The sequence below is a fragment of the Schleiferilactobacillus harbinensis genome (genome assembly GCF_008694105.1).
Classification (GTDB): Bacteria; Bacillota; Bacilli; order Lactobacillales; family Lactobacillaceae; genus Schleiferilactobacillus; species Schleiferilactobacillus harbinensis.
This window is the reverse complement of record NZ_CP041364.1, coordinates 2,545,407-2,565,404: the sequence shown is the minus strand read 5'-3', so window position 1 is coordinate 2,565,404 and position 19,998 is coordinate 2,545,407. Positions and strand designations below refer to the sequence as shown.

The 19,998-nt window shown below is 55.0% G+C and carries 17 protein-coding genes; 12 read left to right on the top strand and 5 right to left on the bottom strand.

Translation table 11 applies throughout. The features are described 5' to 3' along the window. Positions 1 to 120: 120 nt before the first annotated feature. From rpmH to FMM01_RS12580, 7 genes are all read left to right on the top strand, one after another. Positions 121 to 261, top strand: a complete 141-nt coding sequence (gene rpmH, locus FMM01_RS12615) for a 50S ribosomal protein L34 (protein ID WP_081674917.1) — start codon at positions 121 to 123, stop codon at positions 259 to 261. 307 nt (positions 262 to 568) lie between these two features. After that, entirely contained in the window at positions 569 to 955 is a 387-nt protein-coding gene (gene rnpA, locus FMM01_RS12610) for a ribonuclease P protein component (protein WP_146993910.1), read from the top strand. A gap of 4 nt (positions 956 to 959) precedes the next feature. Next, positions 960 to 1,802 (top strand): YidC/Oxa1 family membrane protein insertase, encoded by an 843-nt coding sequence (locus FMM01_RS12605; protein ID WP_150392757.1) that lies wholly within the window; start codon positions 960 to 962, stop codon positions 1,800 to 1,802. Between the two features lie 43 nt (positions 1,803 to 1,845). Continuing rightward, positions 1,846 to 2,679, top strand: a complete 834-nt coding sequence (gene jag, locus FMM01_RS12600) for an RNA-binding cell elongation regulator Jag/EloR (protein ID WP_063516629.1) — start codon at positions 1,846 to 1,848, stop codon at positions 2,677 to 2,679. A gap of 438 nt (positions 2,680 to 3,117) precedes the next feature. Further along, on the top strand, positions 3,118 to 4,512 hold the full coding sequence (mnmE, locus tag FMM01_RS12590; protein WP_150392755.1) for a tRNA uridine-5-carboxymethylaminomethyl(34) synthesis GTPase MnmE: 1,395 nt from the start codon (positions 3,118 to 3,120) through the stop codon (positions 4,510 to 4,512). A 12-nt stretch (positions 4,513 to 4,524) separates the two neighbouring features. After that, positions 4,525 to 6,423, top strand: coding sequence for a tRNA uridine-5-carboxymethylaminomethyl(34) synthesis enzyme MnmG (mnmG, locus tag FMM01_RS12585; protein WP_150392754.1), 1,899 nt, complete (start codon positions 4,525 to 4,527; stop codon positions 6,421 to 6,423). Positions 6,424 to 6,515: 92 nt separating this feature from the next. Further along, positions 6,516 to 7,325, top strand: a complete 810-nt coding sequence (locus FMM01_RS12580) for a hypothetical protein (RefSeq protein ID WP_150392753.1) — start codon at positions 6,516 to 6,518, stop codon at positions 7,323 to 7,325. Between the two features lie 48 nt (positions 7,326 to 7,373). Here the strand turns inward: FMM01_RS12580 and FMM01_RS12575 are convergent, their stop codons facing one another. Then, positions 7,374 to 8,975 carry an ATP-binding cassette domain-containing protein gene (locus FMM01_RS12575; RefSeq protein WP_150392752.1) on the bottom strand — a complete coding sequence of 534 codons (1,602 nt, stop codon included), beginning with the start codon at positions 8,973 to 8,975 and terminating at the stop codon, positions 7,374 to 7,376. Between the two features lie 93 nt (positions 8,976 to 9,068). On the opposite strand from FMM01_RS12575, the gene FMM01_RS12570 reads away from it, so the two are divergent. Next, positions 9,069 to 9,998, top strand: coding sequence for a helix-turn-helix domain-containing protein (locus FMM01_RS12570; protein WP_150392751.1), 930 nt, complete (start codon positions 9,069 to 9,071; stop codon positions 9,996 to 9,998). Positions 9,999 to 10,074: 76 nt separating this feature from the next. On the opposite strand, the gene FMM01_RS12565 is transcribed toward FMM01_RS12570, so the two are convergent. The 4 genes from FMM01_RS12565 to FMM01_RS16330 all read right to left on the bottom strand — a co-directional run bounded on the left by FMM01_RS12565 (position 10,075) and on the right by FMM01_RS16330 (position 13,964). Continuing rightward, the gene (locus FMM01_RS12565; protein ID WP_223849942.1) at positions 10,075 to 10,500 is read right to left on the bottom strand and encodes an SRPBCC family protein; all 426 of its coding nucleotides are present in this window, start codon (positions 10,498 to 10,500) and stop codon (positions 10,075 to 10,077) included. A gap of 75 nt (positions 10,501 to 10,575) precedes the next feature. Then, on the bottom strand, positions 10,576 to 12,849 hold the full coding sequence (locus FMM01_RS12560) for an ATP-binding cassette domain-containing protein (RefSeq protein WP_223850075.1): 2,274 nt from the start codon (positions 12,847 to 12,849) through the stop codon (positions 10,576 to 10,578). A gap of 13 nt (positions 12,850 to 12,862) precedes the next feature. After that, entirely contained in the window at positions 12,863 to 13,699 is an 837-nt protein-coding gene (locus FMM01_RS12555) for a helix-turn-helix domain-containing protein (protein ID WP_027828931.1), read from the bottom strand. Between the two features lie 100 nt (positions 13,700 to 13,799). Next, complete coding sequence (locus FMM01_RS16330; protein ID WP_186810274.1) at positions 13,800 to 13,964, bottom strand: hypothetical protein; 165 nt, start codon at positions 13,962 to 13,964, stop codon at positions 13,800 to 13,802. Positions 13,965 to 14,125: 161 nt separating this feature from the next. Here FMM01_RS16330 and FMM01_RS12550 point away from each other — a divergent pair, with 161 nt between their 5' ends. The 4 genes from FMM01_RS12550 to FMM01_RS12535 all read left to right on the top strand — a co-directional run bounded on the left by FMM01_RS12550 (position 14,126) and on the right by FMM01_RS12535 (position 19,869). Next, the gene (locus tag FMM01_RS12550; RefSeq protein WP_150392749.1) at positions 14,126 to 15,058 is read left to right on the top strand and encodes a helix-turn-helix domain-containing protein; all 933 of its coding nucleotides are present in this window, start codon (positions 14,126 to 14,128) and stop codon (positions 15,056 to 15,058) included. Between the two features lie 52 nt (positions 15,059 to 15,110). After that, on the top strand, positions 15,111 to 16,304 hold the full coding sequence (locus FMM01_RS12545; RefSeq protein WP_150392748.1) for an MFS transporter: 1,194 nt from the start codon (positions 15,111 to 15,113) through the stop codon (positions 16,302 to 16,304). 178 nt (positions 16,305 to 16,482) lie between these two features. Further along, entirely contained in the window at positions 16,483 to 17,745 is a 1,263-nt protein-coding gene (locus FMM01_RS12540; RefSeq protein ID WP_150392747.1) for a methionine gamma-lyase family protein, read from the top strand. A 51-nt stretch (positions 17,746 to 17,796) separates the two neighbouring features. Next, entirely contained in the window at positions 17,797 to 19,869 is a 2,073-nt protein-coding gene (locus FMM01_RS12535; RefSeq protein ID WP_150392746.1) for an Orn/Lys/Arg family decarboxylase, read from the top strand. Positions 19,870 to 19,998: the final 129 nt, after the last annotated feature.

Genomic DNA, 19,998 nt, shown 5'->3' with positions numbered 1-19,998 from the left:
AAGTTGACCGGTTTTTTCAATTCGTTATTGGCGGCTTCTCTAAAATATGCTATTATTTATCAGTAATACGCTTATCAGTGTATGATGAGCGTCACCTATGGACCGAGGGGGTGTCAATCGATGTCAACGAAACGTACTTATCAACCTAAGAAAATCCACCGTGCGCGTGTGCATGGTTTTATGAAGCGCATGAGCACCAAGAACGGCCGCAGAGTGTTAGCACGGCGCCGGGCCAAGGGCCGTCGCGTCCTGTCTGCGTAATTGCGGCAGTCAACGGACGGCGTTACCCAAGTCTCGTGCTTGACGTTTTGCGCCAGCCAAACGGCGAAAGGGCCCCAGGTGGTGCTCTTTCGCCGTTTTTTTATGAAGACAGAGGGCGCAGCCGGCCGGTCTTATGCCCTAGCTGCTGGTCGGCGGAGCCCGTTTAAGCGGAGGAGGCTGCCGTCCGGCTGGTCGACCGAAGACCGTTTAGGGAAGGCCCCCAGCCTTCCATCCACCACCGCAACACACCATTGAATAGGCGACCAGCAGACCACTCGGGCCTGCTGATCCAGGAAGGGAACACGTTTTGCGCAAATCATATCGAGTGAAATCGGAGAAAGATTTCCAGCAGGTGTTTGATGCCGGTCATTCGGTGGCCAACCGCCACTTTGTGATCTATCAGTTGGCCAAACCCGGGCAGAAACATTTTCGGGTTGGCATCAGTGTCGGTAAAAAAGTTGGTCATACCGCTGTCGACCGCAACCGGGTAAAGCGGTATATTCGGCAATCTTTATACGAACTGAAGAATGAATTACCTCAGGCCATGGATTTCCTGGTCATTGCCCGCAAAGGCGCCAAGGAATTAGATATGGCGGAAACGAAAAGCAATTTGGTCCATGTGTTAACGTTGGCCCGCCTGCTGGCCGACCCTGCGCAAAATCAGGATAATCAAAACCAAGAAGAACGAGGTTAGTCACGTGAACAAGCATACGAAACGGACGCTCAAACGCATTCTGTTATTCGCCGCGCTGGCCCTGCTGGTTGTTGTTCTGACCGGCTGCGGTACCAGTCCGGTCACCAAAAATTCAACTGGTTTTTGGGACCGCTATGTTATCTACTATTTCCAACAGTTCTTACTCTGGATGGTCAATAACTTCCATTTGAGTTATGCCTGGGCCATCATCGTATTTACCATTATTATTCGGATCGTTTTGTTACCGCTGATGCACTTCCAGACGAAGAGCACCAAGAAGCAGATGCAGCTGCAGCCGGAAGTCAAAGCCTTGCAGGCTAAATATCCGGGCAAGGATATGGATTCGCGGCAAAAGCTGAATGAAGAAACGCAAAAGCTGTACTCCGAGGCCGGGATCAACCCGATGCTTGGGTGTTTGCCGATGCTGGTGCAGCTGCCGGTCATGCTGATGCTGTATCAAGTGATTTTCCGGACCACCGCGCTGCGCCAAGGGACGTTCCTCTGGATGCAGCTTGGGGATCCTGATCCGTGGCATGTCCTGCCGATTTTGGCGGGTATCTTCACTTTCCTGTCCTCCTGGCTCGCCATGAAGGCGACGCCGCAACAGGGCGGCATGGGGGCCATCATGACGGTTTTCTCGTCGGTCATGATGCTGTGGTTCGCCTGGATCACCGCTTCCGCCGTTTCCATCTACTGGGTTGTTTCCAGTTTGTTCCAGATCGGCCAGACCCTTGTTCTCCAGAACCCGTGGCAAATGCAGCGGGAAATGGAGGAGAAAGAAAAGGCCAAGCGGGAAAAGGAGAAACAACTCCGCAAGGCGAAGCGCCGGGCGTTCAAGAAGCGGTAAGACCGCACTTGCCCGCCCAGGGTAAAGGAGGACCGAGAAGAATATGCCAACGTATGAAGGACGTAATTTACAAGAAGCCATTGACAATGGCTTAGCCGAGTTAGGCTTAGCCCGGGATGAAGTCACCGTCGACGTGATTGCCGAGGGGAAGCGGGGATTTCTGGGGTTTGGCCGTAAACCGGCCGTCGTCAATATTAATAAGATCGAAATTAACGTAGATTCATTCAATATCGCGGTACCCGCACCGCCGAAACACCATCATCACGATTTGCCCCATCCGCATTTACCGGGGCATAATCCGGAGAAGGTCACGGCGACTGCCGGTACGGCCACCATGGCCTTGGCGGATGACCCGCCGGATCCATCCCCGCGCCCAGCCGCGGGGATGACGAACGCTCGGGAGCAGCACATCGAAGCTGCTCTGGCGCAGGTGTCCGCCTACGTGGTGAACGTCACCACCGCCTTGGCCCTGCCGACCACCGTTAAGATTGAAAAAACCGGCCGGGACAAATGGACTTTCTTCCTAGCGACAGACCGGGAGGGGCTGTTGATCGGGAAGCATGGCCGAACAATCAATTCCTTGCAGTATCTGGCCCAGATCCTGTTTTCTCACCTGACGCACAGCCACGATACGGTGGAACTTAACGTCGGGAATTACCGGGAGCGGCGGGAACAGATTCTGGAGAAGCTGGCGGTGAAAACGGCTCGGGATGTGATCGCCAGCGGTCAGCCGATTTTCTTGGACCCGATGCCGTCGTTTGAGCGCAAGGTCCTGCACGCGACGTTGGCCGATAATTCGTATGTGATCACCCATTCCGAGGGCGATGAGCCCAAGCGGTATGTGGTGATTGAGCGAAAGAAAGGCAGCGTCATCTAGTTTTCGGAAAAGTGCTATTATATTTTTTCGGCGCCCTGAGTTGCGAGACTTGGGGCGCCGTGCTATTATTGTCCTAAATTAAATCGGTTGAAGTAGTCAAAGTGCTTTAGCCAATCACCGCCGGGGGTCTCTGGATCTGGGGGTGATTGGCAATAGCGCTTTTTTTATTGCCGAAGGGTTGGGCAAATTGGCCGTGCCAAGTGCTCCGCAAGCTGCGGCGGATGGGGCTGGAACGCCATGACGGCGTTTTGAGCCTGCTGCGCAGTCTCAAAATCGCCTAACAACATCGGCGGCAAAGCCGCCGTGTTGTTTCCATGGCTGAGCCCCATCCGCCTCCGCTTGCTACGCACTTGGCACTCCCTCTACAAAAATTAGAAGTGTCCGGCACTCCATAAAAATACCGATTGACAACACTCTGTACGAGAAAGGAAATAATCGATGGCAAATTCAATTACGGCATACGATACGATTGCAGCGATTTCGACGCCGCCTGGTGAGGGCGGGATTTCGATCGTGCGCTTGTCCGGCGATGGGGCGATCCAAGTGGCCCAGCGGGTATTTAAGGGGAAAGACTTGGCCAACGTGCCGACCCATACAATCAACTACGGCCACATCGTGGATCCGGCGACCCAGGACGTCGTTGATGAGGTGATGGTATCGGTGATGCGCGCGCCCAAGACGTATACCCGGGAAGATGTCATCGAGATCAACTGTCACGGCGGCATCGTGGACACCAACCGGATCCTGCAGCTGCTGCTGAGCCAGGGCGCGCGGATGGCGGAACCCGGGGAGTTCACGAAGCGGGCCTTTCTCAATGGCCGGATCGACTTGACCCAGGCGGAGTCAGTGATGGACTTGATTCGTGCTAAGACCGATAAGGCCATGCAGGTGGCGGTGGATCAGCTGGACGGTAATTTATCCCACTTAATCAAGAACCTGCGCCAGGATATCTTTTCTGTCTTAGGCCAAGAGGAAGTCAATATCGACTACCCCGAGTACGAAATGGACGAAGTGACCGGCAAGATGATGCTGGAAAAGGCTCAGGAAGTGCGGGATCATCTGGTGCAGCTGTTGAAGACCGCCAACCAGGGCAAGATTCTGCGGGAAGGCTTGGCGACGGCAATCATCGGCCGGCCCAACGTGGGCAAGTCCAGTCTGCTGAACTACCTGCTTCACGAGGATAAGGCGATCGTGACCGACGTGGCGGGGACGACGCGGGACACGTTGGAAGAATACGTCAATGTCCGGGGCGTGCCGCTGAAGCTGGTGGACACGGCCGGTATTCACCACACGACGGATAAGGTGGAAAAGATTGGTGTGGAGCGTTCTAAGAAGGCGCTGGGCCAAGCTGATTTGGTCTTGCTGGTGCTGGACGCCAGCGCGCCTTTGCAAAGCGACGACCGGGAACTGCTCAAGGCCACTCAGGATAAGAAACGAATCATTCTGTTGAACAAGACGGATCTGCCGGCGGCGCTGCATCCCGAGAACTTAGAAGCGCTGGTCACTGACGACAGTCGGATCATTCCGGTGTCGATTCTGAAAACAGCAGGTTTGGATGCGCTGGAAGCGGCCATTGCCAAGTTATTCTTCGGTGAAGGCATCGAGAATTCCCAGAGCAATGTGCTGGTCACCAATGCCCGCCAATATGGGCTGCTGGCCCAGGCCAAGGCGGCCTTGGACGAGGTGATCACCGCTTTGCAAAATGAGGTGCCTTTGGATCTCGTGCAAATCGACATGACCACCGCCTGGGAGAAAATGGGCGAAGTGGTCGGCGAAAATGCGCCGGATGAACTGATCACCCAATTGTTCAGTCAATTCTGTTTAGGCAAGTAGGAGGAAAAAAACGTGACTGTACCTGAATATACAGCGGATGACTACGACGTGATCGTCGTTGGCGCCGGCCATGCCGGCAGTGAAGCGGCCTTGGCTGCCGCCCGCATGGGTCAAAAAACCATGCTGATTACTTTGAACTTGGAAATGGTGGCCTTCATGCCCTGCAACCCCTCTGTGGGCGGTCCGGCGAAGGGCATCGTGGTCCGGGAAGTGGACGCGCTGGGCGGCCAAATGGGCAAGAATATTGACGCCACGTACATTCAGATGCGCATGCTGAATACCGGCAAGGGGCCGGCGGTACGCGCTTTGCGGGCTCAGGCAGACAAGAATGCCTATCACCGGGTAATGAAGGACACACTGGAGAATACGCCGAATTTGACGCTGCGCCAGGGCATGGCGACGGATTTGATCGTTGAAGATGGCGAATGCCGGGGCATTGTCACCAATACCGGCGCCCGCTACCGGGCCAAGTCGGTGGTCCTGACCGCCGGCACCAGTTCCCGAGGCAAAATCATCATCGGTGAGTTAATGTATTCCTCTGGTCCGAACAACTCGATTCCGTCCATTGAACTTTCTGAAAACCTGGAGAAACTGGGCTTTAAGCTGCGCCGATTCAAGACCGGTACGCCGCCTCGGGTCAACGGCAACACGATCGATTATGATCAGACCCAGGAAGAGCCGGGGGACAAGACCCCCAACACCTTTAGTTTCACGACGAAAGATGCGGACTACGTGACGGATCAAATGTCCTGCTGGATGACCTATACCAACGAGGAGACTCACAAGATCATTCGGGCCAATCTGAAGCGGGCGCCGATGTTTTCCGGCGTTATCAAGGGCGTGGGCCCGCGGTACTGCCCGTCCATCGAAGACAAGGTGGTCCGTTTTGCCGATAAGCCCCGCCACCAGATTTTCTTAGAGCCGGAAGGCCGAGACACCAGCGAGTATTATGTCGGGGACTTCTCCACGTCCATGCCGGAGGAAATCCAACAGAAGATGCTCCACACGGTGGCCGGCTTGCAGCACGCTAAGATGATGCGGCCGGGCTACGCGATTGAATACGACGTGATCGAGCCGTGGCAGCTGACCCATACCCTGGAGACGAAACACGTCAAAAATCTGTTCACCGCGGGTCAGATGAATGGCACGTCCGGTTACGAAGAAGCGGCGGGCCAGGGCATCATTGCCGGCATCAACGCGGCTTTGCGCGCTCAGGGCAAGCCCGGCTTCACCCTGGGGCGCGACCAAGCGTACATTGGCGTGATGATTGACGATTTGGTGACCAAAGGGACCAATGAACCGTATCGGCTGCTCACTAGCCGAGCCGAGTACCGCTTGGTACTGCGCCACGACAACGCTGATTTGCGGTTAACGGAGAAAGGGCATGCGCTTGGGCTGATCGATGATGATCGTTACGCGGCCTTTGAAGCTAAAAAGCAGGCTATTCAAGCTGAAATGGACCGGTTGCATAGTATCCGCATCAAGCCCGGTCAAGCCGTCGATGACTTCCTCGCCAGTAAGGGCGGCGCACCGTTGAAGGACGGCATTCTCGCCAGCGACTTCTTGAAGCGGCCTGAGGTCAGCTACGAAGACCTGGCCCAATTTATGCCAGACCATCCTGATGTGGATCGGCGGGTCATCGAACAGGTGACGATCCAGATCAAGTACGCCGGCTATATCGCCAAGGAGCAGCAGAAGATCGACCGGCTGCACCGGTTGGAAGCCAAGAAGATTCCGGCCCACATTGACTACAATGCGATCAACGGCATTGCCACCGAAGCGCGGCAGAAGCTGACCAAAATTCAGCCGGAGACCATCGCCCAAGCGGGCCGAATCTCCGGAGTGAACCCAGCGGATGTCGCGATTCTCAGTGTGTATATTGAACAGGGCAAGATTGCGAAGGTTGGATAAGCGAAGCGTTAGCCAGCAGCAGGGGATGATTTCTCCTGTTGTTTTTTTGTTCACAATTTCGTATATTGGTATAGATGGGGAGATGAGGCAGAATGAAAAGGAAAATTGGTTGGGTACTGGCGGCGGCCCTTTTGGTATTGTTAGCGGCGGGTGGTTGCGCGCCTAAAACACCCACGGCGAAGAATAAGCCGACACTGGTTAAAACGGAACAAAAAGCCGAGACAGTGCCAACGTATCGCGTGGTGGCGGACAATAATCTGGACAAGTTCAAGCAGGCCCATGGGCAGTATCGGACGATCAACTATGATCCGCAGGATGACCTGGTTTCCCTCCTGCCCGAATCGCTGGCTAAGCTGAAGAAATACCCGCAGACTACGACAGTACGCGCCTACGTCACTGATTGGCAGCAAGCCTCAGTACAAATGGGCAGTAAACCAATGACGGTGCTCACAGTGCAGGTCCAAAAAGTATTGACCGGCAAAAAGCAGTTGGCTAAGCAAGAAATTCGGTTAATTCTGCCCGGCGGGTTCCAGCCATATGGCCAGTATGATAAAGGCTCAATCTATCATGACAATACGATTCCTGATGATGAGCCGGTTTTGACGCAAAATAATCAGATTCCGATTCCCACCATCGGCAGCACGATTGTACTGCCGATGAGAAAGGCTGCCCAATACCCCGCTAAGGAATATCTAGCTTGGCTGAAAGCGGCGAAATTGACAACGGCCTACGTGCCTGCAGATGCACATTCAATGATTTGGCGCTGTAATCCGCAGACGAAGAAGCTAACCACGAACAACCCATTACGTGAAAAAGAACTCACAAAATGGGCTGGACAGGGTAATCAGACTTGGGCGACGCAATATAAGCGGCTGACGGCTGAATTAGAAAAACAATTATAATCACTAACGGCCTGGCATCATGATGGATGTCAGGTCGTTTTTGCCGCGTTAGATTGTAATGACTTGGTCCATACGGGCTTTAATTTCATGCCGCAAATTATGGGTGACCATGATCAGCGTCGTATTTGGCAGGTTCACCAGCAATTGCTCCACGGCGCTTGCGTTTTTCGGATCCAGCGCAGCAGTCCCTTCATCGCTGATAATGACTTTACTGTGGCGAATTAAACCGCGCGCCAAGGCGATCCGCTGCTTCTGACCGCCGGAAATATTGGTGCCGTTGTGATCGAGCACTGTGTCCACCCCGTTAGGCTGCTGAGTAACAAAATCGGTCAATTGGCATTCGGCGATGACCTTTTGCAGTTCCTTGTCGCTGACGGTGTTCCCTAAAGTAATGTTGAAGCGAATTGTATCATTGAAAATATAGGGTGCTTGATCAATATACGTGAGCTGATCGCGCAGGGTATCAGCATCCAAGTGCGTATAATCCTGGCCATCCCAGGTTAGCCGCCCCTGATAATCAGGCAGCGCGGCACTTAGTAATTTGAGAATCGTTGACTTGCCCTTGCCCGATGGCCCAACGATGGCGAGCTTTTGATTCACGGGCACGGTCAGGTTGAAGTCTTGCAGGATCGCTGGATTATTTCCCGGGTAATGATAGGTCACGTGATCTAATTGGATCGCATTGGTCAACGCTGCGACAGTCTGTTTCTTGGCTGGTGCTGGCACAACGGCGGCCGCGAATTTTTCTAAAATCGGTTTGACGGATTTAATTGTGGTTAGCGCAAAGCTCATGAGGGTCAGTCCGCTGAAGGTACTGCCAGCTAAATTGTGGATGGTGAGCACGGCTCCAATAGGAATTAGCCGATTATAGGCCAGCAAACCAGCTTGCACTAAGAGGGTGACTTGGGCCGCGAGGTTGACGACGTTAATGGCAAATTGGGTCAACATATCGAACTGGATGTACTGATAATTAGCCCGGCCGGCTTCGTCTGACGCATGCCAAATGCGCTGGACCAGCAGATTGCGGCGATTGGCCATAAATAGGGTGTTGAATCCTTCCAGTACATCCGTAATTTGGTTGGTCAGCCGCTCATTTTGCTGGCTCCATTTTGCCGCCGCGGCGCTTAATCTTTTTCGATAAATTAACGGGACCGTGAGCAACAGAATCGCTAATAACGCCGTGGAAATGATTAAGGTGGGATTATACGTAAACAGCACCAAAGCACTCGCTGCGATCTGCCAGCTGGCTTGCAACAGATACCCCATGTTGATCATCCCTTGATGGTCCAACGTGTTGATGTCGTTGGTCATCCACGACGTATAAACAGCGTCGGATCGCTGATGGTATTCCGGATACGACATTCGCGTGAAGTTATCGGCAATATCACTGCGAATGGCGTTATTCAGATGACGCTGCAGGTGATAACCGTAAACGATGGCGCCAGCCGAAAGGGCCGCTTCCACCAGGTTCGTACCAATGTAAATCGCGGCCGCACTGAGAAACCCGGCAATGTTGAACTTGGCCAAAGCTGTTAAGGCATTGCCTTCAAAGATCGAACTGCTAGTCAGCGCACAGACCCATAGGCCGTAAATACCGATCCAGACGACGAACCGCCCTTTTAATCGAACAAGATAATCTTTCAGCGTCATGTTATCGTCTCCTCATCTTTTTGCCCTAATTCTAGTGAGGAAATGGGGACCGTGTGCTACAATTCCAGTATATTGGAAAAGAAGGCGACGACTATGATGACGTATGGGGAAGCATTTCGCTATTTTCGCCACAGCAAAGGATTGACCCTCAAGCAAGTGGCTGATCAAATGAATTCTGTGTCTTTAATTGGTCAGTTTGAAACGAATCAATGTCACATTTCCATCGAACGGTTCGTCCATCTACTGGACCAAATTGGCGTGACCTATGATGAATTTCAACTTAAGCGTCAAGGGACGACGCGGTCGCCAATTCGGCAAAAGATCCATGAATACCGAAAAATGAGCAGTATTGAAACGGTCATTGCCGCCCATGGCCAGCATATCAGTGCGCAAGATCTATTTGCCCGGCTGGACAAGCTGGCAGCAGAAAACAGTCATCATTACAATTTACAGCTTGCGCAGCAAGTGCAGCTGGATTCGTTTTATCAGACTCAGCAGGACCGTGATTCCCAAAATTATCCCAAAGGTATTCAATATTATCTGACTCAGGTTGACGATTGGGGATTATATGAGCTGAATCTGTTCAAAGAGTGTATTCGGGCATTCCCCGTGGATGTCAGCTGGCGGCTTTTGCACAACGTTGGGAAGAAAGTCCAACTGATGGCCGATCTGCCAGGCTATGCCAGCGAAATCTGCAACGTCTACTTTTCAGCGATTACTGGCTTCATCGTCCGCCATGATTTGGCCAAAGCGTGGCAAACGTGGCGCTTGGCCAAATTGTTTTGCGAAACCGAAGACAACGCGGAGTCCGCGCTCCGTTTACCGGCGATGGCAGGGTGGATCGCGCTCCACGAGGGCCATGAGGACAAGGCTCGGGCACTTTTCAATGAGACGCTGCACTATTTTCAGCTGCTGCATTTCCAAAAAGCATATAATCATTGGCACGAAATTATTGAGGGGCAGATCACTGCCTATCACCAACAGATACCCCAGTATTTTGTGTTTGTAACACCCTATGAATGAAGAAAAGCCTGCCAAGAAAATAATTCCTGGCAGACTTTTTGATATGTTGTAATGGCAGGAAACGCCATTCACTGAGTTAGCTATTGGTATAGGATAAACGTTCAGCTAACTCAGCCAAGTGGTCTAGATTCTCACCGAACGCGTGCTTGGCAATGGGGGCCAGCAAGGTCAGCGGCAGGTGCGGCACCGCTGTTTCATCGAGATAAACCGTTTCGGTAATCGTTGTGCCTCCTGCTTCACCAGCCAGGTCGAAAATCAAATCGTAAGCGACCCGCCCCTCGGTGCTCCGATAAACGACCTGATTAGCGGTCTTCCCGACGGCGATGTGTTCGGTTTGATTCAAGGCGGCACCAGAGCGGTGGACGGTGAAGGCATTGGCTGCTTGGGTCACGGTTTGGACTTCAGGGACCCATTGCAGCAGGGTTTCTGGATTTTCTAGGATCGTTAAGACTTGTTCCTTGCTGGCCTTCGCCATAACGACGTTCGTGAATAGTTTTTTCATAATGATGAGCTCCTTTGATTTGATGAACTCAGCATACGAAAAAAGGATGCTAGACTAAAATCAGAATACTGATATTTATGTCCGGTTGGCGTTATACGCCTGCAACGCCGCCCCAGTCCGAGAATCGGCCTGGGCCATGGCTCCTTCAGGCGTGCCGGAATAAAGTACTTCCCCGCCATAAATCCCGGCATCGGGGCCCACGTCAATCAACCAATCCGCCTGGCAAATTACTTGCAGATTGTGCTCGACAATAATCAGCGAGTTGCCAGCGGCGACGAGGTCATCGAAGAGCGTCAGCAGCTTTTCAACATCCTGCATATGCAGGCCGGCTGTGGGTTCGTCCAGCAGATAAACCGTACCGGTCTTATTCAGCTGCACCGCCAAATTGAGCCGCTGTTTTTCGCCCCCGGACAGGGTCGTCAGGGGCTGGCCCAGTGTCAGATAATCTAGGCCGACGCGAGCCATATTTGCCAGCGGGGCATGAATCGCCGGGATATCGGCGAAGAAATCGATTGCCTGAGTAATCGGCATGGTCAGCACATCACTGATGGTTTTACCGTGATACAAATAGCTGAGGGCCTGATCATTGTAGCGTTTGCCATGACACTGTTCGCATACCTGAACCACAGGATCCATGAAGGCCATATTGGTGATGGTGACGCCTTTGCCCTTGCACAGCGGGCAGGCACCGCGGCCGTTGTAACTGAACCAGGTCGTGGAAACGTGGTTGGCGGCCCCGAAGACTTTGCGGATCGGGTCCAAAATATCCAGATACGTGGCCGGGGTGGAGCGGATGTTGGCCCCAATTTCACCCTGGGCCAGGTCAATGTAGCCGTCCTGCAAGTGCTGCCGCAGGGCCGCCATCAGCGAACTCTTCCCCGAGCCGGCCACGCCGGAAATGATGGTTTCGATGCCCAAAGGCACGTCCACGTCGACGCGTTTGAGGTTGTGCACGGTCACGTCCCGCAATGGGATCGTCTGCTTGGCCGTCCGGGGCGGGTGACGGAAGGCGAGCGGCTTTTGCAGTAAGCGGCCGGTGAGGGTATTACCAGCCAATAACTGAGGATAGGTCCCGGTGAAAGTCACCTGGCCGCCAAACGTCCCAGCGCCGGGACCGATTTCGACCACATAATCGGCCAGCGCGATGAGCTCGGGATTGTGTTCAACGATCAAAATCGTGTTGCCCTTTTCCTTCAGCCGGCGCAGGGCCTTTTTGATCAGCTCAATATCGTGGGGATGCAGGCCGACACTGGGCTCATCCAATATGTAGACCATATCCACCAGGGCGCTGGTGAGGAATTTGGCGATCTTGATCCGCTGGGTTTCGCCGCCGGACAAAGAGCTGGTGCCCCGGTCCAGGGTCAAATAACCCAGCCCGATATCGATCAAAGAGCCAATCTTGCCTTGCAGTTCCCGGACCACATCCTGGGCCAGCGGGACAGTGATGGCGGCCAAGAACTGTTGCACGTGCACCAGATCCATGGCCAGCACGTCCGCAATATTTGTGCCGTTGATCTTGTTAGTCAGGACCTCCGGCCGCAGCCGGGTGCCATGACACGTTGGGCAAGGGACGCGGGTAACGATTTTCGCCAAAGCCGCCTGATGGTGTTCCGCTTCTTTTTTACCGATGATCGACCGCTTGATCCGCGGTACGACGCCTTCATACAGCGCGGTACGGGGCCATTTGGCGGGCGCATGGGGAATAGTTTGCTGCGGGGCATAAAGGAGTGTGTCCATTTCCTCTTTGGTATAGTCCTTCAGCGGCTTGTCGTTATCAAAAAGACCGCTGTTCACATACCGCCGCCAGCGCCAGGTATCAGGACCGAAGCTGACGAAGGTGATCGCGCCCTGATTCAAGGATTTATTCGGGTCGATCAGCTGGTGGACGTCGATATCATCAACATAACCTAATCCCTGACAGGTTTGGCACATCCCTTGGGGCAAGTTGAACGAAAAGGTATCGGAATACCCGATAAACGGTTTGCCGATGCGTGAAAACAGCAAGCGCAGCAAGGAATAAATTCCTGTGTAGGTCGCCAGGGTGGAGCGGGCGTTTTTCCCCACCCGTTTTTGTTCGATCACGATGGCGACGGGCAAGTGGTCGATTTGGCCCACGTGGGGCTGGCCGTACTTTGGTAAATACTGCTGGGTGAAACTGGGAAAGGTCTCGTTCAGTTCTCGCCGAGATTCGGCCGCAATGGTGTCAAACACCAAAGATGACTTGCCGGAACCGGAGAGACCGGCGAAGACGGTGATGGCGTATTTGGGTATCTTCAGCGAAACGTGTTGCAAGTTGTTTTGGGTGGCATCGCGCACGGCGATATACCCCCGGTCAAAAAGTGCAGTGATGGCGCAGTCCCCCTTATTGTTCTGGAAAGTCGCTGAATACCTCTTCACCAAACAGTTCGTTGAACAATTCGGACCGGCGCTGGGCATCATTGGCGGCATCCGCCTGACCCAAGGCTTCCGCCACTTTAGCCAGCAAGTAATAGGCGTTAGCTAACATGTAGTGGGAATTATGGGCCGTGGTAAAGTGGATCCCTGCGGCTAATAACCGTGCGCTTTCGGTATATTGCTGATCGTGATAAAAGATCAACGCCGCCAAGTAGAAGATAATATTCAGGTTCTCATCGTAACGCGCTTTGGTGATCCCCTTCAAGGCCGCATCAATATCGGCTTGGATCGCCGGCGACACTTGCTGACTCTTCAGCATGGCAATATAGGCCGCGCTGATCTTCGCCAGTCGGGTCAGCACCGGCGGTACCTTGGTCCGCGTGGCGCTGGCCAGGGACAGCTGCAGATTTTGCTGGGCGTCATCCCAGTCTTTGGCACCCTGGAACTCCGCGACGGCCAGATAGTAATAGTACGCCTGCGTCTCTGCCCCGTCGGCGATGCTGTCGATGACGGCGTCCCGGTTCAGAAAAGTCAGGAGCTGCTGATATTCGTGGGCATCGCACAATTGGGCAACTTTTTGATTAAAATCAGTGCGCTGGCCAATGGCAAAGTTATTAGCCAGGGTGATTGCATCCAAACTCAAGCCCAGCCGCTGGCACAGGGCAATCAGCAGCGCAGCATTCGGCGTGTATTGATCGTGCTCAATGGCCGACAGCATAGCTTGGGAACAAATATCCTGAGCCGCTTGGGCCTGGGTGAGGCCGGCATCCTGCCGGGCTTGTTTCAGTACTGGGCCAATTGCCATGAATGAACAACTCTTTTCTCGGATAGTTAATACTTCTATCATACAACAAAGAAAAACGCCTGACCGGTCCAAAAACCAGGTCAGGCGTTTTCTCTCGTCCTTACCGACTGAACAATAAGCGGAAGTACCGGGTAATTCGGGTCTCGTCCCGGCGCAGGGTCCGCACGAGCCGGTTACCGTAAATGATCCAGCCGCCGTCTGTGAAATAGACTAGGGCCATGGCGATCAGGCTCATCATAATAATGGCAATCATGCCAAGAATCATGTCCGCCACCTTCTTCTTTTGCCGCGCAACATCTTTCAACACTTTAATTATGCCACGAATGTAAGCGATTGCTTATTTGGTGTCCTGGAAATTAACCGTTGTTTCTTTCTTTGAGGCCAACCGATTGGGTATAATGATCTGACGAGAGAAAGGTGACGAAAATGGCACACGAGATTGGTCCGCTGCTCAAAGAACTCCGCGAAGCCGAAGAGCTGACCCAAGCCCGACTTTATCAAAACGTCTTGAGCCGGCGGCAGGCGATCCGGCTGGAGGCTGGGGAAACCGACATCAAGGCTGAGCACCTGCTGACGGTGTTGGATCGGCTGGATATGGCGCTGCCGGAGTTTCAATACCGCTTGCAAAAGCGCCAGCCCCAAGTCGCGCCGCCCACACCCCAAACGGCCATGCTGGACACCGTAGCGGCAAAACTCAATACGTGGCTGGATGCTGATATGACTCCCGGCGAGGTGCGGGCAATGGAAAACTTTGCGCTTGGCCGCCCGTTTTTCACCGTGAACCAGATCAAGACGCTGATGACGATTGCGGCTAGACTGCCCTGGGACGCGTATGATCGATTGACCAAAAAACTGGCGGCGCAATTGGCGGACATGGCGGATATGCCTGGGGTACAGCGTCTGCGCTACACTCTTTATTTCAACAAAACCATGTTTTCCCTGTTGGGCGGTTTGCCGGATACCGCGTTGCGGCTGGTCCCACAGGCCCAAGCACTGGCCAGTGACCGAATGGATGATCAGATCATGCTGCAGTTTCTGCAGCGTATGGCCGAGACGCTGATGACCAAGGATCCGGCCGCTGTGTATACAGCCACGGAAGGACTGATCACCCATCTGCGCGGCCTGGGCTTGGCAATGATAGCGGATTCATTAATCGATAATCGGCGGCACATGCTTTCTTCGGTGAACCTGCATCTCCGCTGGACGCCAGCGGAGTTAGGGGCGGCCGCGCGGCTGTTTGCCATTGTTCCGTGGGAATTAAAAAAAGACCGGCAGAGTTATCTGGCGAAATTTCCGGGGCTGCTGGCCACTTTGGCCGCCGCTGGCCAACCGCTCAGTGCCTATCGCGATGTCTATTAATCCGCTATAATGGACGAATACGTTTTCAAATTGGGGAGAAAGTGGGAGAAAATTGTACTCGTTATTGTTAGCCATCATTTACATTGCCTTTATTAGCCTGGGCTTGCCTGATTCTTTGATTGGTGCTGGCTGGCCGGTCATGCACACCGCGCTGGGGGTGCCGATTGCAGCGGCGGGGCTGATCACCATGCTGATCGCTGGCGGGACCATTGTATCCAGCATCCTGTCAGACCGGCTGACCCACCGCTTTGGGGCGGGACTGGTCACCGCGGTGAGTGTTTTGACGACGGCGGTGGCCTTGCTGGGCTTTTCATTAGCCGGGCAATTTTGGCAGCTGTGTTTGTGGGCGATTCCTTACGGCATGGGCGCCGGGGCGGTGGATGCCGCGCTGAATAATTATGTTGCCCTGCACTATGCCGCCCGGCATATGAGCTGGCTCCATAGTTTCTGGGGCGTGGGGGCGGCTATTAGTCCGTACATCATGAGTTTTGCGTTGAGCAGTGGCCAAGGCTGGACCGGCGGGTATCGCATCGTCGGCTTATTGCAGGTGGGTCTCGCCGCGGTGCTGCTGGTGACCTTGCCGTTGTGGCGCCAGGGTAAAGAGCCCGCGTCCACTGCGGCGGCTGCGCCCGTTCAGCCCGCCACGGCGCCGCTGCACCTGGCCCAGATCATCCGCATTACCGGCGTGCCCTTTGTACTGACGGCTTTCTTCGTTTACAGCGCCGTGGAACAGACCGCGGGTATTTGGGCCAGCAGCTACTTAGTCCAAAGCCGCGGAGTGGCTGTGGATACCGCTGCCAGTTTTGCGTCCTTCTTCTATCTGGGCATCACCGGCGGCCGCTTTCTTTCCGGCTTCATCGCCGATCGGCTAGGGGACCGGCGGCTGATTCGCTGGGGCGCAATTCTAGCGCTGGCTGGCATCGCCCTGATCGTGCTCCCATTGCCAACACCCTTGGCCTTAGCCGGATTGATCATTGCCGGGTTAGGCTGTGCACCAATTTTTCCGGCCATTATTCACGCCACGCCGACGAATTTCGGGGCCAATCGGTCCCAGGCGATCATCGGGGTGCAAATGGCAGCGGCGTATCTCGGCACGGTCTTCATGCCGCCGCTGTTCGGCTGGCTCGCTGGCCGGGTGAGTATGGCGTTGTTCCCGCTGTATCTGCTTTTCTTCGCCATTGTGCTGTTGGCGGTGACGGAACGGCTGAATCAAGTGCTGGATCGGGAAAAAAGCCGCTTCGAATAAAGCGCTTGTTCCACGTGGAACACTGGTTTTACCGGTCCCTATCCTCTATACTTAGCCCTAAGGAGGGTAAGACGTCGCTGGGTCCGGGTTGCATAGCCGTTGTGGTGCTCTCTGAATTTTTTCAGAGGGCTTTTTTCATGGCGGTTAAAATCGCACCCTGGGCCGGCGGCGATACATTATGCAAAATTGGGAAGATGAGTTTGATCCAAAACTGGTCGCGCTGATGCACCAGGCGGATAAGAAGATTGCCCCGCGCTTGGCGGAGATCGACGATCAGATCGTGCAAAATCAGGCCAAGGTACTGCGGGCGTTTCAAAAACACCACGTGGCGGAAAGCCATTTATACGGCTCCACCGGGTACGGCCATAACGATGAAGGGCGGGACGTGCTGGAGGCCATTTACGCCGATGTGTTAGGCGGCGAAGATGCCTTGGTGCGGCCGCAGCTTGTTTCCGGCACCCATGCCATTGGGGTCGCGCTGCTCGGCTTGGTCCGGCCCGGCGATGAGATTTTGTACATCACCGGCGAACCTTACGATACGCTGCAAGAAGTTCTGGGCATGGCTGGCAACGGCATTGGCAGCCCGAAGGAATACGGCATCGGCGCAGATTATGTGCCGTTAAAGGCAGACAACAGCGTGGATGTACCAGCGGTGCAAAAACGCATCGGCGAACACACCAAAGTCGTCGCGATCCAGCGCTCGCGGGGTTACGCCACCCGGCCGTCCTTCACCGTGAGCCAGATCAAAGAAATGATCAAGGCCGTGCGCGCAGTGAAGCCGGATGTGTGGATCTTTGTCGATAACGCCTATGGCGAATTTTCTGAAACCGTCGAACCACTGGAAGTTGGCGCGGATATTATGGCCGGCTCGCTGTTTAAGAATGCTGGCGGCGGTATGGCCAAGACCGGTGGCTACATTGTCGGGAAGAAAGACTTGATCGAACGGGTCAGCTATCGGTTGACCGTGCCGGGGATCGGCGGCGACGAAGGGGCCACCGTGGGTCGGCTCGCGGATATGTTCCAGGGCTTCTTTATTGCCCCGCAAACCACTGGCAACGCCATTAAGGGCGCAATTTTCGAATCCGCTCTATTCGATAGTCTTGGCCTGGACGTTGACCCGAAGTGGGATGCACCGCGGACTGACTTGATTCAAACCGTCAACTTTGGCAACGCGGCCGACATGATCAAGTTCGCGGAAGCCGTTCAGGCCAGTTCGCCGGTGGATTCCTTTGTCACTCCGATCCCGGAGCACATGGCCGGGTATGAGGACGAAGTGATCATGGCCGGCGGGACGTTTGTCTCCGGGTCGACCATCGAATTCTCCGGGGATGGTCCGATTCGCCCGCCATATACCATTTACATGCAGGGCGGGTTAACCTATGCCCACGTCAAGGTGGCCACGATGCAGGCCGCCCAAAAAGTCTTTTTCGATAACAAGTAATCCGGGGAATCGGGCCCACCGTAACGGGCCCCTAATTGGGAGGTAAATAGTATGTTTCTGAAAATCGGCACCACGCCTCAGTTAGCCCAAGTCCTGCACAACTTGCCGCTGACTGATCTTGCTCAGACCGAACTCGCGGGGATCAACGCAGCGGTGATCGCAGATACCGACGCCGCCAATATTAACCAGCTGGCCGAAAGTCCCCTGCCTATTCCAGTCTTTATCCTCGGGCAACAGGCGCCGCCGAGCCTCCCTGGGGCACTCCTTTTGCCCGCCATCACGGACACGGCCATTGCCCAAATCAAAGCCGCTGCGCTGCAATACGAACAGCGGCAGATCCCGCCGTACGTGGCTGATTTGCTGGACTTTGCCCAGGCCGATCCGACGACCTTCGCCACGCCGGGCCACCACGCCGGCCATTACGATGAGCTGGCCCCTGCCGGCTGGCTGCTTAAGCAAGCCTATGGCCAGACCTTTTTCAGCAGTGATACCTCCGATGTGGTCACCGCACTGGGCGATATGCTTACCCACGGCGGCACACCGCTGACCGCGGAACAGGCCGCTGCCAAGCTGTGGCACGCGGATAAGACTTATTTCGTCACCAACGGTACCGCGGGCTCCAACAACATCGTCGCCAGCGCCATTCTCCAACCTGGCGATCTGGTGCTGTTCGATCGAAACAACCACAAGTCCGTGTACAACGGCGCGCTGGTCATGAACGGGGCCATTCCGGTCTATCTGGATACCCTGCGCAGCGATCTCGGGCTGATCGGGCCGATAGATCTGAAGGACGGTACGGAAGAAAAGCTGCGTAATTATCTGCGCACCTTTGCCCCGAAGCAGGCCGATCAGCCCCGCCCGTTCCGGTTAGCGGCCCTGGAGTTGGAGACCTTTGACGGCATCGTGCCGGACGTGAAGATGCTTCTGGATCGGTTTGGCAAACTGGTGGATTACATGCTGTTTGATGCTGCCTGGGGCGGGTATGAACCCTTCATTCCGGCCATGCGGCCAATGGATCCGCTCCAGCTGCCGCTGGGGCCGGACGATCCCGGGATCATCGTCACCCAATCCGTCCATAAGCAGCAGTCCGGCTTTGCCCAGACGTCCCAGATCCATAAGAAAGACAGCCACCTCAAGGGTCAGGCCCGCTACGTCAGCCATGCCCAGTTCAACCACGCCTATTTGAAGCACGTCACCACCAGTTATTCTTACCCCCTGTATGCGTCATTGGCGGCGAACGTTGCTTTGAATGAAGGCACGGTGGGGCAGAAGATCTGGCGGCAGGCGCTGGCCGATTCGCTGGCCTTCCGCCGGGCGCTGGACGATACCCAACTGTTCCGGGCATACAATAGCCCGGAATTGATTACCGCGGAAACCGATACGGCCTATACCGATCCCCAGGCCTGGGCGTTGGCGCCCCAGGCCAAGTGGCACGGTATACCGGATTTATTGCCGGGACAGGCTTACTTGGATCCGGGCAAGGTCACCGTCGTTTTGCCCCATGACCGCCAATTGGGCGTTTCCGGCTGGGTCGTGGACCGGTATTTGCTGGACCACAATATTGTGCCGGAAAAGGCCGACTTCAACTCGCTGCTGTTCCTGGTAACACCGGGCTCGCGGATGACCGACTGGCGCCGGCTGCTGGATGTATTGAAGCAGTTCGAGACGGATTTCTTCAACGACAAAACGGTGGCGGAGACGCTGCCCAAGCTGGTGGCTGAAACCGGCGACCGTTATGCGCACATGACGCTGCGGGAATTATGCCAGCAGCTCTCGGATTTCTTCAAGGACGAGCAGCTGGTTACGCGCCAGCGCTGGTTGTTCCAGAACAGCAATAACCGGGACCAAGTCATGTCGGCGGCCCAGGCGGATACGATCTTTGCCACGGGCCGATACGAAACGGTACCGCTGACCCAGAGTGCGGGCCGGGTGGCGGTGGAAGGGGCGCTGCCGTACCCGCCGGGAATTTTCGTGGTGGTGCCGGGGGAGACTTGGACACTGCCGGCGATCGATTATTTTCGGTCGTTGTTTGCGGGGATCGCGCGGTTCCCGGGGTTCACGCCGGAGATTCAGGGCGTGTTCGCGGATGATGACGGGGATGCGATGGTGCATGTTGCGAAGTAAATAAAGCGGTCGTTGTACGCCGTGCCAAGTGCTCCGCAAGCTGCGGCAGATGGGGCTGGCGACGCGCAGCAAGTGCGAAGCCGAAGGCGTAGCTAGCCATGACGGCGCTTGGAGCCCGCTGCGCGGTCT

Coding starts and splice junctions, on each gene's coding strand:
- rpmH (WP_081674917.1), top strand. CDS start 121: ATGTCAACGAAACGTACTTATCAACCTAAGAAAATCCACCGTGCGCGT.
- jag (WP_063516629.1), top strand. CDS start 1,846: ATGCCAACGTATGAAGGACGTAATTTACAAGAAGCCATTGACAATGGC.
- mnmE (WP_150392755.1), top strand. CDS start 3,118: ATGGCAAATTCAATTACGGCATACGATACGATTGCAGCGATTTCGACG.
- FMM01_RS12580 (WP_150392753.1), top strand. CDS start 6,516: ATGAAAAGGAAAATTGGTTGGGTACTGGCGGCGGCCCTTTTGGTATTG.
- FMM01_RS12575 (WP_150392752.1), bottom strand. CDS start 8,975: ATGACGCTGAAAGATTATCTTGTTCGATTAAAAGGGCGGTTCGTCGTC.
- FMM01_RS12570 (WP_150392751.1), top strand. CDS start 9,069: ATGATGACGTATGGGGAAGCATTTCGCTATTTTCGCCACAGCAAAGGA.
- FMM01_RS12565 (WP_223849942.1), bottom strand. CDS start 10,500: ATGAAAAAACTATTCACGAACGTCGTTATGGCGAAGGCCAGCAAGGAA.
- FMM01_RS12555 (WP_027828931.1), bottom strand. CDS start 13,699: ATGGCAATTGGCCCAGTACTGAAACAAGCCCGGCAGGATGCCGGCCTC.
- FMM01_RS16330 (WP_186810274.1), bottom strand. CDS start 13,964: ATGATTCTTGGCATGATTGCCATTATTATGATGAGCCTGATCGCCATG.
- FMM01_RS12550 (WP_150392749.1), top strand. CDS start 14,126: ATGGCACACGAGATTGGTCCGCTGCTCAAAGAACTCCGCGAAGCCGAA.
- FMM01_RS12540 (WP_150392747.1), top strand. CDS start 16,483: ATGCAAAATTGGGAAGATGAGTTTGATCCAAAACTGGTCGCGCTGATG.
- FMM01_RS12535 (WP_150392746.1), top strand. CDS start 17,797: ATGTTTCTGAAAATCGGCACCACGCCTCAGTTAGCCCAAGTCCTGCAC.